Annotated in this window: 19 protein-coding genes, 1 tRNA gene, 1 rRNA gene and 1 other RNA gene (1 of these 22 cut by a window edge); 16 read left to right on the forward strand and 6 right to left on the reverse strand. The window is 45.9% G+C overall.

Annotation, left to right across the window (positions count from 1 at the left end; all coding sequences use genetic code 11):
• Window positions 1-171: 171 nt before the first annotated feature.
• Together MAMMFC1_RS21980 and MAMMFC1_RS22880 are read right to left on the reverse strand one after the other, a co-directional pair.
• Window positions 172-318 (reverse strand): hypothetical protein, encoded by a 147-nt coding sequence (locus MAMMFC1_RS21980; RefSeq protein WP_197723940.1) that lies wholly within the window; start codon window positions 316-318, stop codon window positions 172-174.
• A gap of 17 nt (window positions 319-335) precedes the next feature.
• Window positions 336-548: a flavodoxin family protein gene (locus MAMMFC1_RS22880; RefSeq protein ID WP_408631243.1), complete on the reverse strand. Its 213-nt coding sequence runs from the start codon at window positions 546-548 to the stop codon at window positions 336-338.
• On the opposite strand from MAMMFC1_RS22880, the gene MAMMFC1_RS22305 reads away from it, so the two are divergent.
• Entirely contained in the window at window positions 492-674 is a 183-nt protein-coding gene (locus tag MAMMFC1_RS22305) for a type 2 periplasmic-binding domain-containing protein (protein WP_126307793.1), read from the forward strand. The genes MAMMFC1_RS22880 and MAMMFC1_RS22305 overlap by 57 nt on opposite strands.
• Window positions 675-700: 26 nt before the next feature.
• Here MAMMFC1_RS22305 and MAMMFC1_RS07400 read toward each other — a convergent pair whose 3' ends face one another.
• The 3 genes from MAMMFC1_RS07400 to MAMMFC1_RS07410 all read right to left on the reverse strand — a co-directional run bounded on the left by MAMMFC1_RS07400 (window position 701) and on the right by MAMMFC1_RS07410 (window position 2,167).
• Window positions 701-1,171, reverse strand: a complete 471-nt coding sequence (locus tag MAMMFC1_RS07400; protein WP_126307795.1) for a methylated-DNA--[protein]-cysteine S-methyltransferase — start codon at window positions 1,169-1,171, stop codon at window positions 701-703.
• Window positions 1,172-1,237: 66 nt separating this feature from the next.
• The gene (locus MAMMFC1_RS07405) at window positions 1,238-1,894 is read right to left on the reverse strand and encodes a DNA-3-methyladenine glycosylase family protein (RefSeq protein ID WP_126307797.1); all 657 of its coding nucleotides are present in this window, start codon (window positions 1,892-1,894) and stop codon (window positions 1,238-1,240) included.
• 66 nt (window positions 1,895-1,960) lie between these two features.
• A complete protein-coding gene (locus MAMMFC1_RS07410; protein WP_126307799.1) occupies window positions 1,961-2,167 on the reverse strand; it encodes a hypothetical protein in 207 nt (68 codons plus the stop codon).
• A 322-nt stretch (window positions 2,168-2,489) separates the two neighbouring features.
• Between MAMMFC1_RS07410 and MAMMFC1_RS07415 the strand changes: the two genes are divergently transcribed.
• Both MAMMFC1_RS07415 and MAMMFC1_RS07420 read left to right on the forward strand, forming a co-directional pair.
• Entirely contained in the window at window positions 2,490-3,593 is a 1,104-nt protein-coding gene (locus MAMMFC1_RS07415) for an N-acetylmuramoyl-L-alanine amidase family protein (protein ID WP_232035729.1), read from the forward strand.
• Window positions 3,577-4,170, forward strand: a complete 594-nt coding sequence (locus MAMMFC1_RS07420) for a GerMN domain-containing protein (protein WP_232035730.1) — start codon at window positions 3,577-3,579, stop codon at window positions 4,168-4,170. The genes MAMMFC1_RS07415 and MAMMFC1_RS07420 overlap by 17 nt, the downstream gene beginning before the upstream one ends.
• Window positions 4,171-4,298: 128 nt before the next feature.
• On the opposite strand, the gene MAMMFC1_RS07425 is transcribed toward MAMMFC1_RS07420, so the two are convergent.
• The gene (locus MAMMFC1_RS07425) at window positions 4,299-4,712 is read right to left on the reverse strand and encodes a hypothetical protein (RefSeq protein WP_126307803.1); all 414 of its coding nucleotides are present in this window, start codon (window positions 4,710-4,712) and stop codon (window positions 4,299-4,301) included.
• 419 nt (window positions 4,713-5,131) lie between these two features.
• Here MAMMFC1_RS07425 and MAMMFC1_RS07430 point away from each other — a divergent pair, with 419 nt between their 5' ends.
• The 13 genes from MAMMFC1_RS07430 to MAMMFC1_RS07485 all read left to right on the forward strand — a co-directional run.
• Window positions 5,132-6,877, forward strand: coding sequence for an ABC transporter ATP-binding protein (locus MAMMFC1_RS07430; RefSeq protein ID WP_126307805.1), 1,746 nt, complete (start codon window positions 5,132-5,134; stop codon window positions 6,875-6,877).
• Window positions 6,861-8,747, forward strand: a complete 1,887-nt coding sequence (locus MAMMFC1_RS07435) for an ABC transporter ATP-binding protein (protein WP_126307807.1) — start codon at window positions 6,861-6,863, stop codon at window positions 8,745-8,747. Before MAMMFC1_RS07430 ends, MAMMFC1_RS07435 begins: the two co-directional genes overlap by 17 nt.
• A 140-nt stretch (window positions 8,748-8,887) precedes the next feature.
• Complete coding sequence (locus MAMMFC1_RS21400) at window positions 8,888-9,058, forward strand: hypothetical protein (protein ID WP_158618681.1); 171 nt, start codon at window positions 8,888-8,890, stop codon at window positions 9,056-9,058.
• Between the two features lie 184 nt (window positions 9,059-9,242).
• Window positions 9,243-9,334 (forward strand) — tRNA-Ser (locus tag MAMMFC1_RS07440).
• Window positions 9,335-9,377: 43 nt separating this feature from the next.
• Window positions 9,378-9,611: signal recognition particle sRNA large type (ffs, locus tag MAMMFC1_RS07445), an RNA gene on the forward strand.
• Between the two features lie 249 nt (window positions 9,612-9,860).
• The gene (gene dnaX, locus MAMMFC1_RS07450) at window positions 9,861-11,573 is read left to right on the forward strand and encodes a DNA polymerase III subunit gamma/tau (protein ID WP_126307809.1); all 1,713 of its coding nucleotides are present in this window, start codon (window positions 9,861-9,863) and stop codon (window positions 11,571-11,573) included.
• A 17-nt stretch (window positions 11,574-11,590) separates the two neighbouring features.
• A complete protein-coding gene (locus MAMMFC1_RS07455; RefSeq protein WP_126307810.1) occupies window positions 11,591-11,917 on the forward strand; it encodes a YbaB/EbfC family nucleoid-associated protein in 327 nt (108 codons plus the stop codon).
• Between the two features lie 3 nt (window positions 11,918-11,920).
• Window positions 11,921-12,514 carry a recombination mediator RecR gene (recR, locus tag MAMMFC1_RS07460; protein WP_126307812.1) on the forward strand — a complete coding sequence of 198 codons (594 nt, stop codon included), beginning with the start codon at window positions 11,921-11,923 and terminating at the stop codon, window positions 12,512-12,514.
• A 162-nt stretch (window positions 12,515-12,676) separates the two neighbouring features.
• Window positions 12,677-12,931 carry a YaaL family protein gene (locus tag MAMMFC1_RS07465; RefSeq protein ID WP_232035731.1) on the forward strand — a complete coding sequence of 85 codons (255 nt, stop codon included), beginning with the start codon at window positions 12,677-12,679 and terminating at the stop codon, window positions 12,929-12,931.
• A 127-nt stretch (window positions 12,932-13,058) separates the two neighbouring features.
• Window positions 13,059-13,349 (forward strand): YaaL family protein, encoded by a 291-nt coding sequence (locus MAMMFC1_RS07470; protein ID WP_126307816.1) that lies wholly within the window; start codon window positions 13,059-13,061, stop codon window positions 13,347-13,349.
• A gap of 75 nt (window positions 13,350-13,424) precedes the next feature.
• Window positions 13,425-13,712, forward strand: coding sequence for a pro-sigmaK processing inhibitor BofA family protein (locus MAMMFC1_RS07475; protein WP_232035732.1), 288 nt, complete (start codon window positions 13,425-13,427; stop codon window positions 13,710-13,712).
• A gap of 60 nt (window positions 13,713-13,772) precedes the next feature.
• On the forward strand, window positions 13,773-14,456 hold the full coding sequence (locus MAMMFC1_RS07480; RefSeq protein WP_126310504.1) for a hypothetical protein: 684 nt from the start codon (window positions 13,773-13,775) through the stop codon (window positions 14,454-14,456).
• A gap of 334 nt (window positions 14,457-14,790) precedes the next feature.
• A 16S ribosomal RNA gene (locus MAMMFC1_RS07485) occupies window positions 14,791-15,550 on the forward strand (it continues 791 nt past the right edge of the window).

The raw sequence follows: 15,550 nt of genomic DNA on the forward strand, positions 1-15,550 counted from the left end.
GCCTTTTGCTTTTTCTGATTTATCCATATTTTCCGCTGCGGGCGATTTATCCGGACACAGCCCAATCAGCCCAATCAGCAATGCCCACGCCAGGATGCCCGCCGTGACCAGAAACGTATTGTGGATTCCGGCAGCAATCTTTTGGGGGCTGGCACTGCCGGCTTTTCTATTTTATGCATTTATCTTTTTCAGAAGCCAAGCCATGTTCTCGCCGCCGCCCCGCATATTCTCCATGCCTTCGCTGTCGTTCAATACTTCTCCCGGTTCCTTGCCGTAAACCATGTTCCAGTAGCTGCCCCCGACTAAGTACATCTGCATGTAATGCAGGAAGTGGTTCATCGTGTCAAAGGCCTGCATGCCGCCGCCTTGTGTTTGAATATGTTGCCGTTTGCCGCGGATACCATGCCCGACCGCTCGATAAAGGCCTTCATCTCCGGCGTCACGTCCGCGTAATAGACGGGTGAGCCGAGGACGATCCCGTCCGCAGTTATGTGAGTCGTGGAAACGTCGTCACACTTTTGCCTTCGATTGTAGCGGCGGGGATTCAGACCCCGTCCGTCGCCGTGCGGGAAATCAGCCAGATTCCAATTTACCGGGAGATTTCCGTTGCCATGAAAAAAGAGAATGTCCCCTCTTATCTGCCCATGTTTTCCGAGGAGGCTGCAACACTCTAAATTTCCGGCATGCTGTTACGCACCCATTACTGAAAACAAGGTACCCCGTTCTGTTCAAGCTCCAGCAGGGCTTTTTTCATGTCAAGGCCGCCTGCATAACCGGTGAGAGCGCCGTCTGTTCCGATTACCCGGTGGCAGGGGACGACGACCATCATCGGGTTTTTGCTGTTCGCCAGGCCCACTGCGCGGCTTGCTTTCGGACTGCCGAGGACCGCCGCTATCTGTTTGTAGGTACGGGTTTCCCCATAGGGAATCTGACAAAGCGCGTTCCACACTTTTTTCTGAAACTCCGTACCATGGAGCACGTATGGGAAGTCAAAGGTGCGGCGCTGTCCTTTGAGATAGGCGCGTACCTGGTCAAAAGCCAAATCGGAAAGCGCGGAAGGCTCGTTATCAGCGTCAATCTGATCCGCTTGTTTCAAAAAAATGATTGCCGTAGCGGTATACCCGATCTTCAAAATTCCAAATTCAAAATCATAGAAAGCGTACTTGCTCATTTTCCATGCTCCTTTCTGTAGGCGGCAGGAGATAACCCTGCTGTTTTTGAAAAAGCGATAAAAAGATCATTTCTTCGCCGCCTCCTTTCTCTTTTGGGGTGCATAGTCCCGCATTTCCGGAATCTCACCACTGGCAATTGCCCAAAGATACAGGCTTGCCACCGTTCCATAGGGCGAGTATCGCCTGGCGTATTGCGCAAAATTTTTTTTGTCGATGCTTCTGTGATGATACAGCATCCGCATGCCGCGGTGAATGGCAAGGTCCCCGAAGCTCACAATATCGGGACGCTGCATACAGAAGGTCATGATCATTTCCGCAGTCCACACGCCGATGCCTTTTAGAGCGGAAAGCTCTTTGATAACCTCAGCATCTGGCAGGCTGGTGAGCGCAGCGATGTCAAATTCTTTATTTCCGACTTTCTCTGCAAAGTCTTTGATGTACCCGGCCTTTTTGAAGGTCATGCCAAGTTTTTGAAGCTCGTCTAATTCCAGGGAATCTATCGCAGCGGCATTGATATTCCCAATCCTGCCGCTAAGCCTTTGCCAGATGGTCGCTTGGGCGCGGGTGGAGATCTGCTGCCCGATGATATGGTGGACCACAGAGGAGAAAAGATCGCCGTCAACCGCCCGGTAGATATGCCCGATCCGATCAATCGCCGCCCCGAGCAACTCATCGCGGCCTTTTAAGAATTTAATTTCCTTGCTGCCATATTCAAAATACAAAAAATCACCTCCGCTGCTGCAATTATAACATAGGCATCCGGTGACTTTCTTCTCAATTTCGGATATTCAACTATCCTCGGACCCATTTATTTCCATGCCCGTCCTGACTGCCGTTGCTTTCCATTCATAACATGTAAGTACGGCCTGTTCCCGCACCGGTCTGGTTCTGGGCTCAGCCAGTGCCGTATATCCCCCATGCGCCAGATAGATGGTTATCTTCTCCAGCAGTTCTTCCATAGTTGCTGCCCATATATGTCCACGGTGGATAATCATGGTATTTATCACCTCCCGGCCGGCCGGCAAACGGCCTTATTTTTATTTTCTATACTCGCCGAAGGATTCCAATATACTCGTAGGCAATAATTTAACAATTTAATAATTTAATAACTACCGCCCGGACGCTTATTGGAATTACGCCCGTGGCAGTCCGGAAATCGAGTAGAATGGGAGAAATTTCTTAGGATGCTTTGTAGGATTTTAGCCATTAAGCAAGAATTATTAAATCTAATGAAGGTTAATGCGTGTAAGATTTGTGTTCGCGTTGTAACAATCTTATTCTGAATTCGTCGAACGGATTTTCCGGGAGGGACTGATTTTGTCAAACAGCAGATATATTTCTGTGTTATTGTTCCTGATATTATTTACATTGCAAATTGTGTGGGCTTCGCCAATTGAGGCTGCTTCCCAAGCCAATCCGGTTGAACTCGCCGGCATTCGTTTTGCCGTACATACCGACGCCATCACCGGGGACAACAAATTGCGGCTGGTGGTCGATGTTGCCGGTCCTGTGCAGGCAACGGCATCTTTAGACTCAGGGCCGGCCTCCCGTCTGACTGTAGACATTAAGGGAGCATCTGCCGGCAAGATTGCCGGAACCCTGGCTCTGGACGGAAATATTGCCGGTGATGTAAATATTTCATCTGTTGACCCGTCAACCAGCCGGCTGATCATTAATTTGCCGCTACGTATAGAGGAATCCGATTATAAAATATTTACCTTGCCCAATGATCCAACAGCCAATAAACCGTTCCGGGTTGTTGTTGATATTATTAAGCCGCCACCGCTGCCGGCGTTTCATTATACACCCGGATTAAGCGGCAAGATAATTGCGATAGATCCTGGCCACGGCGGCACGGACCCCGGAGCTATCGGCCCTGGCGGGAGTCAGGAAAAGACAGTGACCCTGGCCGTGGCTTTGAAAGTCAAGGAATTGCTTGAAAAAGCAGGAGCAACAGTATACATGACGCGAATGGATGATCGCGATGTGTATGCTCCCAACGACGGGGCGACAGAAGAACTCAACGCCCGGGTCGTGGTGGGCAATCAAAATAATGCGGATATATTTTTGGATATCCATGCCAATGCTTTTCAAAATCCTAACGTGGGGGGAACGGCCACTTATTACTACCGAAAGTCGCTATATGACAAACTGTTGGCGCAAAATTTACAGAACAGTGTTGTTAACGTTGACGGTCTAAATAACCGGGGAGTTAACCAGGCAAATTTTTATGTGCTTAAGTATACCCGAATGCCGGCTGCTCTCGTCGAGCTTGCTTTTATTTCAAACCCCGACGAGGAGAAATTGCTCAATTCACCTGAGTTTCAGCAAAAGATAGCGCAAGGACTCGTTGACGCATTAGATAGCTTTTTCACACAAGCGGCTAAAATAGGGGGTGGTGCCAGTGCTTCGTCAAACTAGTATCTGGATTATAACCGGGTTGATGACTGTATTACTCACCGCAGGCTGCGGCAGCATGCCTGCATCCCAAAATACGGATAGTTCGTTGACCAGCGGCGCTGCGCCGGTTGATGCGCCGGCGTCCAAAACTTCAAATGTCCCTGACACTCAGGCGACGATGGTAATTACAACTTATCAGGCGACGAAAGATGCCATGTATTTAATTCCCGAAACCCATACGGTACCCAAAAACGATCATCCGGCGCAAACTGCACTTGAATTATTTACAGCCGGTACCAATAATCCGGACCTTGTCACAATAGTACCGGCCGGTACCAAAGTATTAGGTATAAAGGTTAAGAATCATATAGCCTATGCCAATTTTAACAATGCATTAGTTAAAAGTAATCCTGGTGGGTCGACAGAGGAGATGTTGCTGGTTGCGGCAATAGTTGATACTCTGACCGAATTCCCTAATATTGAACGAGTGCAAATTCTTGTTGACGGTAAAAAAGTCGATACGATTACCGGCCATATGGACACCAGTGCGCCCCTTGGCAGATCAGAATATATTATCAAGAATCAGGCTGCCCGTTGAGCCAGCGGCTGACTAGTAAATGAAAGGGTTACAGTTTACTGACTGTAACCCTTAATTACTTTTGGGCGCTGTGATATGTTAGAATACACAAATAGGCGTTTATTAGACTGCTATTTACAGCCTATGGTTTATGAAGCCGGCTTTTGTATCGGATACGTAAAATCAGTAAAACTAGCGGCATAAGCAGCAGCCAGTTCGTTAACAAGAAGTACAGCTTTCATTTTCTCCATGCCGTCAATTTCCCCACGCACAACTTCGTGTAGTGAAAGGATGATGTCTAATAATTCTTTGCGAATTGATTCTTCCTCCGCTGTAAGGTTTTTAGTGTAACTGGAAGCCACAAAAGTGGGATTAAAGATATATTCTTCCTGCAGGTAGAGATTTATGATCCGAAGCAGCATTGCAACTAGTTTCGCCGCCCTATCTTTATCCAGGGACTTGTCCTTGCCTGTACAAGAGTTAAAACAACGGGCACTAACCGTAAGTAAGAAATTCTTAATAGCCTCCTCGCTAAGGATATTATTTCTGGTTATCGATCTCACATTCAACCCCCCCTTTAAATTAGAAGAGTGGTTTGCAGCGGGATATTGATATTACGGTTATTTCTTTAATTAAATTATATCACGAAATTAAATTTTTCGACATACATTTTACAATTTTTTGTTGTTGCATTATCGTCATTTAGCCTATTGGTTCCTACTACAGCAAGGCGAATTGTTATAGAATTATATTATTGAGCAGGATATCAGACTTAATTTAGAGAAAAAAACTAAAAATAAAACGGCCATACCGGTAATAAAGGATGGGCATTTTAGTATAGTTTATTAAAACATAATAAATTTATAAGAATATAATAAAATAGTAAAGGATAAATTCTCTAGCTTATTCTAATACCGGGTGTCAATTTAATGCAAACATATATGGCATTGCCAGCAAATTTAAGTGGAGCGTATATGTATATATGCAATTTTTATATCGTTATATAAAGAAATACTGGCAACAATTTTTTATTGCGGTTGTTTTTGTAACCCTGGAAACTCTATGTGATCTTTTGCAGCCGACGATCATGTCCCAAATTATTGATGTGGGTGTAGCCGGACGGCAAATGGACTATATATTGCGTATGGGCGGCCTGATGTTATTCGTTACGGCGGTGGGAGCTTTAGCAGCGTCCAGCCGCAATATTATATCCAGTACTGTATCACAAAATTTTGGGACTGAGCTTAGGGCAGACTTGTACCGAAAGATTCAAAGCCTTTCCTTTGCCAATATGGATAAGCTGGACAGAGCATCTTTGGTGACTCGATTGACAAATGATGTTACGCAAGTGCAACTGCTGGTGAACGGGCTGATGAGGATTTTTTTGAAGGCGCCCCTGTTGTGCATCGGCGGCCTGATAATGGCCATACATCTAAATTCCCGCTTGGCAGTGGTGCTGGCAGTGGTGGTTCCGGTTGTTGGCGTACTGATCGCAATTAACATAAAAATTGGTTTCCCGCTTTTTATTAAGGTTCAGAACGCCCTTGATCAGGTAAACAGTGTCATGAGGGAGTATTTATCCGGCATTAGAGTTGTCAGGGCCTTTAACCGATTTGATTATGAAGTGGCAAAATTTGAAAAAACAAATAAAGAGTATCAATCCCGGTCGGTTACCGCCATGCGCGTGCTGGCCGCATTTAGCCCCAGCGTCGCCCTGACGGTGAACTTCGGTATAGTTGCGGTACTTTGGCTGGGAGGATTAGGGGTGAATAGCGGACAAATACAAGTAGGTCATATAATTGCTTTTACAAATTATATGACCCAAATTCTCTTTGCCCTGATGATTATTTTTCTGGTTTTCAATATGTTTGTGCGGGCCAGAGCTTCAGCCGGCCGGATTGGGGAAGTGTTTTTGCAGGACAATGGTATGAAGTGGGAAATGGATGTTGAACCGGATAACGGCCTAACAGGCAGAATTGATTTTGAAAATGTATTCTTTACGTATGAAGGGGCAGCCAGCGATGCTGTGATCAAGAATATTAACCTAACCTGCATGCCGGGGGAAACAGTGGGCATTATCGGCTCAACAGGCGCCGGCAAGAGCAGTTTGGTAGGCTTGATTCCGCGTTTTTACGATGTAACCGCCGGCTCTGTTAAGGTGAACGGCGAAGATGTTAAGAACATAAATCCCCGGCGACTAAGAGAAAAAATAGCGGTTGTGCCGCAAAAAACACTATTGTTTACCGGTACCATCAGCGATAACCTCAGATGGGGAAAAGAAGATGCCTCTCAGCAAGAAATCGAAGCAGCGGCCAAAATCGCTGCGGCGCATAATTTTATTATGGCCTTCCCCGAAGGCTATCAAACAAGGCTGGGGCAAGGCGGGGTCAATTTATCCGGCGGGCAAAAACAACGTATATCCATTGCCAGGGCTTTGGTTAGAAAACCGGCGATTCTTATTATGGATGATTGCACCAGCGCGGTAGATGTGGTTACGGAGACAAAAATAAGGGAATCCTTAAAAAAATATGTGGATAATCTTACTTGCCTTATAATTGCCCAGCGGATTACATCCGTAATGGACGCGGATAAAATTGTTGTATTGGACAATGGGGAAATTATTGGCATAGGTACGCATGAAGAACTAATGAAAAGCTGCGCTGTTTACCAGGAAATTTTTCAATCCCAGATGGGTAAGGAGACACAAACCTATGTCTCAGCCAAATAACCGGCCTGGCGATAACAAAAGCCAGTACGGTAATCGGGTTTCGGGTGGTCCGGCAAGGCCTGGCAGAAGCTTTGGGGGCGCCCGTGGCGGTGAAGGACCGGTTATTAAGCCGAAAAATTTTAGCGGGACTATCCGCAGACTGTGGTCTTATCTAAGCAAGGAAAGAAAGTTTCTGGCCATCATCTTAATTTTTATTTTATTTGATGCGGCCATCACGCTTTTAAGTCCATATATCGTTGGGGTTTCTATCGATGCTATGTCTTCCCGCAGCCCGGCCGCCTTTGGAATGCTGGAATTGCTGCTGATAATACTTGTTATAGCGTATGCTGCCGACGGCTTGGTTACCTTTTTTCAAGGCTGGCTGATGGCAGGTGTATCACAACGGATTGTAAAGGATCTTAGGCAGGCATTGTTCGGCAAGCTTCAGAAACTTCCTGTGGCTTATTTTGATACCCATACCCATGGGGAATTAATGAGCAGATTAGCCAACGATGTTGATAATGTAAGCAATTCAATATCTCAGTCGGTAACCCAGGTGATGTCCGGGTTTATTGCCATAACCGGCTCTTTAATCATGATGCTCGTGTTGAGCCCCTTGCTCACATTGGCCAGCCTAATCACCGTACCGCTGGTAATTTTACTTACGCGAACAATTTCCCGAAAAACCAGCGTATTGTTTAAAGACCAGCAAGAACAGCTGGGAAAGCTAAATGCCCACGTTGAGGAAACCATTTCAGGAATACAGGTAATTAAGGCATTTAATCACGAAGATAAAGTGATTGCCGGTTTTGATGCCGTAAATATGAAGTTGTGTGAAGTGGGAGTGAAGGCGCAAATTTGGTCGGGTTTTTTAATGCCAATTATGAATGTAATTAATAATGTCGGTTTTGCTGCTATTGCTCTTGTCGGGGGTATCCTCGCGGTAAAAAATGTCATTACCGTTGGTATGATAGCCAGCTTCTTGGGCTATTCCCGGCAATTTGTAAGGCCAATTAACGATCTGGCCAATATTTTTAATATTCTTCAGTCCGGGGTGGCGGGCGCCGAGAGAGTGTTTGAAGTGCTTGATGAACAGGAGGAAGCCGCTGATTTACCGGCTGCGATAGTATTGGAAAATCCCAAGGGTGATGTGGTTTTTGAAAATGTTAGTTTCGGTTATCGGCCGGATGTACCAGTGTTGAAGAATGTCAGCTTTGAATCAGGCAGCGGCAGCAGTACCGCCCTCGTAGGCCCGACGGGAGCGGGGAAAACCACCATTGTGAATTTGTTAACACGATTTTATGATGTAACCGGCGGCAGAATTTTAATTGACGGCAGGGACATAAGAGAATATACCAGGGATAGCCTGCGAAAATGCTTTGGGATAGTCCTGCAGGATACTTATTTATTTGCCGGTACTGTTAAAGATAATATTAAATATGGTAAACCAGACGCTGCCGATGAGGAAGTAGAAGCCGCCGCCGCAATGGCCAACGCCGATGTTTTTATCAAACGTCTCGCTAAACAGTATGATACAATGCTATCAGAGAATGGCGGGAATTTAAGCCAGGGACAACGGCAGCTTTTGGCAATCGCCAGAGTAATTTTAGCTAACCCGTCCATACTCATCCTGGACGAAGCTACGAGTAGTATTGACACCCGCACCGAGCTTTACATCCAGGATGCATTATTCAATATCATGAAAGACCGGACTACGTTTATCATTGCGCACAGACTGAATACCATACGCGGTGCGGATATGATTATGGTAATAGATCATGGTGAAATTGTCGAAAGGGGCAGTCACAATTTTTTAATAGATAAGCAAGGAGTATATTATAGGATGTTTTTTAACCAGTTTAAAAATATGGAGGAACTTTATAAAACATGATAAAATTTGTAAAGCAAGCATTGGGATATTCTGCGGGCAAAGTCGAAAAGATTTACTTTTTGACACGACGGTTTTACACAAATTGCCAATGATTAAAGGGTATTATATAAAGGATTTCAATTGAATAAGGGGGAACTGAGTTGTATAAAAAACAATTATGTCAAAGAATTAGAGAGCTGTCGGACAAGTTATATGACAAGTATATTGCCCCTGCAACCCGGGAAAAAGTCTTAGCTGAACTGGAAAAGATATGCATTCAATATATAGAATCCCGGAAAGCGGCAAGTACAAGTAATCGTGAACTCGTTTAGCCAAACTTCCGGGCTTCGGTGGGGGACGCTACCCCCACTGAAATTTGGAAGTGGTAACATCCCTTCTCTGGTTGTGGTTTGGCCGCAAAAATGAGGAGGCCGCTGGCTGCCAAAAAAATACCATATAAAGATACTTGCATTTTGAAATAAAATAATATATAATCCTGTATGTGCCGTAGGACGTGGAGAGGTGTCCGAGCTGGTTGAAGGAGCACGATTGGAAATCGTGTGTACGCTAATACCGTACCGAGGGTTCGAATCCCTCTCTCTCCGCCATTGATGATATAGATGATATAGATGATATATTTATATATTGATTTTATGGAGGCTGGTACAAAATGTTTAAAGGCGCGTTTTGTACCAGCCTCTATAAGCCGATTGCGGCTTCCTGCTTTTAAGGTCGGACCACGGCAGCGGTTGGGTCTTGCGCAATGGGAGCTCATGAACCTCGTTAGGTCCGGAAGGAAGCAGCGATAAGTGATAACTTCTATGTGCCGCAGGGGTGCCTGAGCGTTGCTGTGGCCCGACGTTGAAAACAGGACGCCGTTTGTAACAATAAGTAACATTGTCAAGTAGCCTGACAGGGTTGCTTCTTTGCTATATATGTCACATTAAAGAAATTGATATCCGGGTATTAGGACAGCGGCGAAGCGTTTCTAATGCCTGGATATAATTTTATAATTCTTTAATGCGGTTCCATATAACGACATAGCGCAGCGCCATTGGTCATAAATTATTTTCAGGGAAAAGGGAAAAATTTAGCTGGCGTGGAATATATCTTTCTGGTGGAGGAGGTGCCGGAATGGCCTATGTGGCATTGTATCGCAAATGGCGGCCCCAGGATTTTGATACCCTCATCGGACAGGAGCATGTAAGCGTAACCTTAAAAAATGCAATTGCCGCCGACAAAATTGCCCACGCCTATCTTTTTTCGGGTCCCAGAGGCACCGGTAAAACAAGTACAGCCAAGATTCTTGCCAAATCTTTAAATTGCCTCAACGGACCGACCCCCAACCCATGCAATCAATGTTCCAATTGCCAGCGTATTACTACCGGTACGTCAATGGATGTGTTCGAAATTGATGCCGCATCCAACCGCGGCATTGACGAAATCCGCGATCTTAGGGAGACTGTCAAGTTTGCACCGGTGGACGGACGGTACAAGGTATATATCATAGATGAAGTACATATGTTAACCACTGAGGCCTTTAATGCCCTCCTGAAAACACTGGAAGAGCCTCCGGCCCATGTAATTTTCGTCTTGGCTACTACCGAACCCCATAAAATTCCGGCAACCATTCATTCCCGCTGCCAGAGATATGATTTCCGGCGGATTGGCGTTGCCGATATAGAAAAGCAGTTAACAACAGTAGCTGTCAACAGCGGTCTTAACGCTGATGCCGAAGCCTTGCGCTTGATTGCAGTCCAAGCGGACGGCGGGATGAGAGATGCGCTTAGCATTCTTGACCAATGCGCTGCTGCCCAAGATGGTGTCATTACTCCGGATCAAGTACGAAGACTGCTCGGCCTTATTGGGCATGAATGGGTTTGGCAGATAACGGAGGGATTGGCTAAAAGGGATACCCCGACTGTCCTGGTTAAATTGGATGAACTTATTAATTTGGGTAAGGATATTCGTCAGCTCCTTGTGGAACTCACGCTCCATTTTCGCAGCCTTATGCTTTATAAAGCGGCGCCGGACCTGGAAAATATAGAAATGTACAGTGACGATAAAAGGGTATTGTCTAATCAGAGTGCCTGGTTCAGCCATGAAGAACTTGTCCGTATCCTGGAAATGTTGCATACCGCCGCGAATGAAGCGCGATGGGCCCAGGAACCCCGAATCGTAATCGAAATGACTTTTATTTCCATTTGCCGCCGAACAGCTGGCAGCGATTTGACTTCACTTATTGAGCGGGTGGCTGCCCTTGAGGCCAAGCTGGCAAATGCCTCAGCCTTGCCTGTGGCTGCCGCCGCGGCAAAGCCTCAACCGTCTGTAGTGAGGGAAACTCCGGCAATTCCTGTTGTCCCGCCTAAGGGAAAAAAGGTTTCCCCGCCTGCCCGGCCTGAGCCGGCAAAAGAGCCGCAAGTTAGAGAGGAAGTACCTGCCAGCTTGACGGAAATCTGGGCGGCGGTACTTAAGGAGCTTTTAACCACAGGTAAACGTTCGGTGCATGCCTGTGTTATGCAAGGACAGCTGGCCTCCCTAACCGACAATCAGGCAGTTGTCCGCTTTACAGCCGGTTTTCCGAAAGAACGTACGGAAAAGGATGATTTTCGGCTGATTGTGGAAAAGGTGTTGGCACAAGTTAGCGGCCAACAGGTCCGTTTGACGTGCACCCTCGGGCAGGATGAACCTGCCCGGCCGGCTCTCCCGTCCCAAGAGTCTTCTGCTCGGCCGCAGGAGGTCGAAGCGGCGGAGCCGGGGGAGGAACATCCGGCCGTGCAACAGGCACGGATTCTTTTCGGTGGCAAAATCATTAAAATAGATGATACTAATCAAAGTGAATCATAAACAAGGAGGAAGATAATATGTTGGGAAATATGGGAAATATGGCCGGTATGATGAAAAAAGTCCAAAAACTTCAAGCCGAAATGGCTAAACTGCAGGAAGAGCTGAAAAGCCGGACAATTGAAGTATCTACCGGTGGTGGAGCAGTAAAGGTGGTAGTAAACGGCGAGAAGCGTATTCAATCCATCAAAATTGCTCCCAACGCGGTTGATCCCGAAGACGTGGAAATGTTGGAAGATTTAGTGACAGCTGCTGTCAATGAAGCTATGACCAAGGTGGATGACATGATGGCTTCGGAAATGGGCAAGCTTACCGGCGGACTGAATTTACCTCCCGGTATGTTCTAAGATATGCAATACATAGCACCATTGGCGAAATTGGTGGAACAATTTCGCCGTTTGCCGGGGGTAGGCCCTAAATCAGCCGCCAGAATGGCCTATCATATTCTGAAGATGGATAAAGAACAAGCCCAAGCCCTGGCGCAAGCAGTGTTGGAAGCGAAAGAAAAAATTCATTACTGCTCGGTTTGTTTCAACCTCACCGATTGTGATCCTTGCCAGACCTGTAGCTCCGAGGGGCGTGACCATAAACTGATTTGTGTCGTAGAGGAACCCAAAGATGTTGTGGCTATGGAGCGTACCAAGGAATATCACGGACTTTATCATGTTCTTCATGGCGTATTGTCTCCCCTTGATGGGATTGGTCCGGAGGAACTCAAACTGAAAGAACTGATCTCCCGGGTAAAAGAAAATGTGGAAGAGGTTATCGTAGCTACAAATCCGGATGTTGAAGGCGAAGCCACAGCCATGTATATTGCCAAACTTCTAAAACCCTTGGGCATTAAAGTGACCAGAATCGCCCATGGATTGCCGATGGGCGGGGATCTGGAGTACGCAGACGAGGTGACCCTTTCCAAGGCGCTTGAGAACCGGCGGGAAATATGAGGAGCAGGCGAAGTTTTTTAATAGTCTGAAAAGAATTAAAGCGCAAGTTTGCACTTGAAAAATGCAGTGCAAGCTTGCGCTTTTCAAATTCTTTCTTGTTTGCCAACGATTCGTGGTTTTCGTACCTGTTTATGGCAATACTAATTGCAGGAGGAGATGCCTGTGAAATCAATATGGTTAAATACGATAGGCAGTCGGGTGCAGGACCATACACAAGCTGAAAAAGAAACATTGTCTATTCTGGAACAACTGGATTCGGCCCGGCAAGAGTGGATTAACGCCCAGAACTATTATGATAATGTTTTGGATAAGGATTTGATTGACCATGCGGCCTATCTACTGAAAGCGGCGGAAAGAAAGTATATCTACCTGTTAAAAGTGGCAAAAGAAAAAGGGATCAGGCAGCACCCCTTTTAATAGGCTGCTCTTGGTAGACCCCCTGACATTCATGAGGCAACTAATGCCTCTTTTTTTTTCTTAGTCATAAAATAGGGTCCCGATTGAATATATTGTGTTAGGACAAGATTGACAAGGAGGAAAAGATATGTGGAGCAACTTTTTAAGAATACTCTCCTGGGGCTCCGAAGGATCAGAGCATAAAATAATGGATTCGTTGTCTGTGGTAGTGGAACAAGCCAGGCAAGAATGGCTGTATGCCCAAACATTATATGATATAGTAACGGACCCGGATCTTATTGACCATGCAGCATACTTAATCAAAGCCACTGAGAAAAAGTATATTTATCTTCTGCGTAAAGCCCGTCATGAAGGTGTATGCCGTTCGCCGGCCCAACATTTTGCGGTTCAGAACGGTATGGTAAGAAGGGGTTGCTGACGGGCAATTTCTGGATTACAATATTAGTTGTAGTTAACGATGTACCATAAATGGATGGGGAAGGAGGAATAAACCATGCCTAATCTGCAGATGTTCGGATTTGAGTTTAATGTAATTATTGCTTATATATTTGGGATAATATTAATTTATCTTATCGGACGGGTCTTCTTAATGCCGATTAAATTGGTATTCAAATTAATCTACAATGCCCTGATAGGCGGACTTATGTTATGGGTGGTCAATTTTATCGGCAGTCATTTTGCTTTTACCATCGGGATTAATCCTGTTACCGCCTTAATTGCCGGCTTTTTGGGGTTGCCGGGAGTGGTTTTGCTTATCTTATTTAAAATATTTATTGGTTAAGAGTAGGTCTATTAATCGCTGCCGTTTTAATTTGGACAAGGAGTGGACAAGCAGTTGGATATGACTAATAATCAAGAAATTACTATTCCAATTATTGAAGCTTATGTTGGTGAATACGCCAGCGGCAAGAGCGAAAATGCGGTTAATCGGGCCATTAATTTAAGAAAGCAAGGCTTACCGGTAACTTTGGTGGATCTTGATACTGTTGAGCCGGTCTACACTATTCGTCCTATTAAAAGGGAACTTGAAAATATGGGAATTGATGTAGTAGCTTGGGAAACCCGGGATACTGTAGGTTTAGGCGAAGCCGGCAATGTTATCAAGGGATCCATGCGATGGGTGTTAAAGCGTAAGGGCAACATTATTATGGACATCGGCTATGGTGTTCATGGCGCCAGAATATTTAACCTGGTGGAAGGAGCTTTTGAGAACCCTTATCTAAAAATTATTGCGGTTACTAATATGTCCCGGCCATTTACTTCAAGCGTGGACAATATTTTAGAGTATGCGTCTTCTTTGGGGCGTATTGACGCCATGCTGAACAATACGCATATGGCGGAAGAAACTACTGTTGACATTGTAGAGCGCGGAGCCCGGGGAGTTACAGAAGCTGCTAAGCGTTTGGGACTGCCTGTCGTTGCAACCTCGGCAGTTAAAGAAATTGCTGAACAGATTGGCAAGCTCGACTGCATGGGTAATCCGGTGTGGCAGTTGGAGCGGATTATGCCCCGTGCTTTCTGGTGATTGTAAGATAATATTGATAATATTATTGACATAATAAATAATGCATGATACTATATAAAAGTCGCCATTGACGGCGGCAAGAAATGATAGAAAATGGCAAAAAAAATATAATTGACACAGAATAACTGATGTGTTAATATATAATAGCTGTCGCCAATTACGATAACGGAATACGGACAGCGAAAGAGTGCTCCTTGAAAACTGAACAATGTAAGATAAATACGCCAGATGTGCGGTGCTCAACGAGCACGAACAACAAGTTGGATGGAAAGCATCCAACACCAAAAATTTCTGATGATATTGAGCCAATAAAACGGCTCCGAATAATAAAACTTTATTGGAGAGTTTGATCCTGGCTCAGGACGAACGCTGGCGGCGTGCTTAACACATGCAAGTCGAACGGGGAGTTAGCAATAACTCCTAGTGGCGAACGGGTGAGTAACGCGTAGGCAATCTGCCTTCTAGATGGGGACAACACCGCGAAAGTGGTGCTAATACCGAATGAGATATAAGAGATGCATATTTCTTATAAGAAAGGTGGCCTCTGAAGATGCTACCGCTAGAAGATGAGCCTGCGTCTGATTAGCTAGTTGGTGAGGTAACGGCTCACCAAGGCGACGATCAGTAGCCGGTCTGAGAGGATGAACGGCCACACTGGGACTGAGACACGGCCCAGACTCCTACGGGAGGCAGCAGTGGGGAATCTTCCGCAATGGACGAAAGTCTGACGGAGCAACGCCGCGTGAGTGAAGAAGGTTTTCGGACTGTAAAACTCTGTCTTGAGGGACGAACGTATTATAGGTAAAGAATCTATAATAATGACGGTACCTGAGGAGGAAGCCACGGCTAACTACGTGCCAGCAGCCGCGGTAATACGTAGGTGGCAAGCGTTGTCCGGAATTATTGGGCGTAAAGGGCGCGCAGGCGGGTCTTTAAGTCGAAAGTCTAAGTGCGGGGCTCAACCCCGTATGGGCGTTGGAAACTGGAGACCTTGAGTGCAGGAGAGGAAAGTGGAATTCCCAGTGTAGCGGTGAAATGCGTAGAGATTGGGAGGAACACCAGTGGCGAAGGCGACTTTCTGGACTGTGTCTGAC

The sequence above is a fragment of the Methylomusa anaerophila genome, from assembly GCF_003966895.1.
GTDB lineage: Bacteria > Bacillota > Negativicutes > Sporomusales > Sporomusaceae > Methylomusa > Methylomusa anaerophila.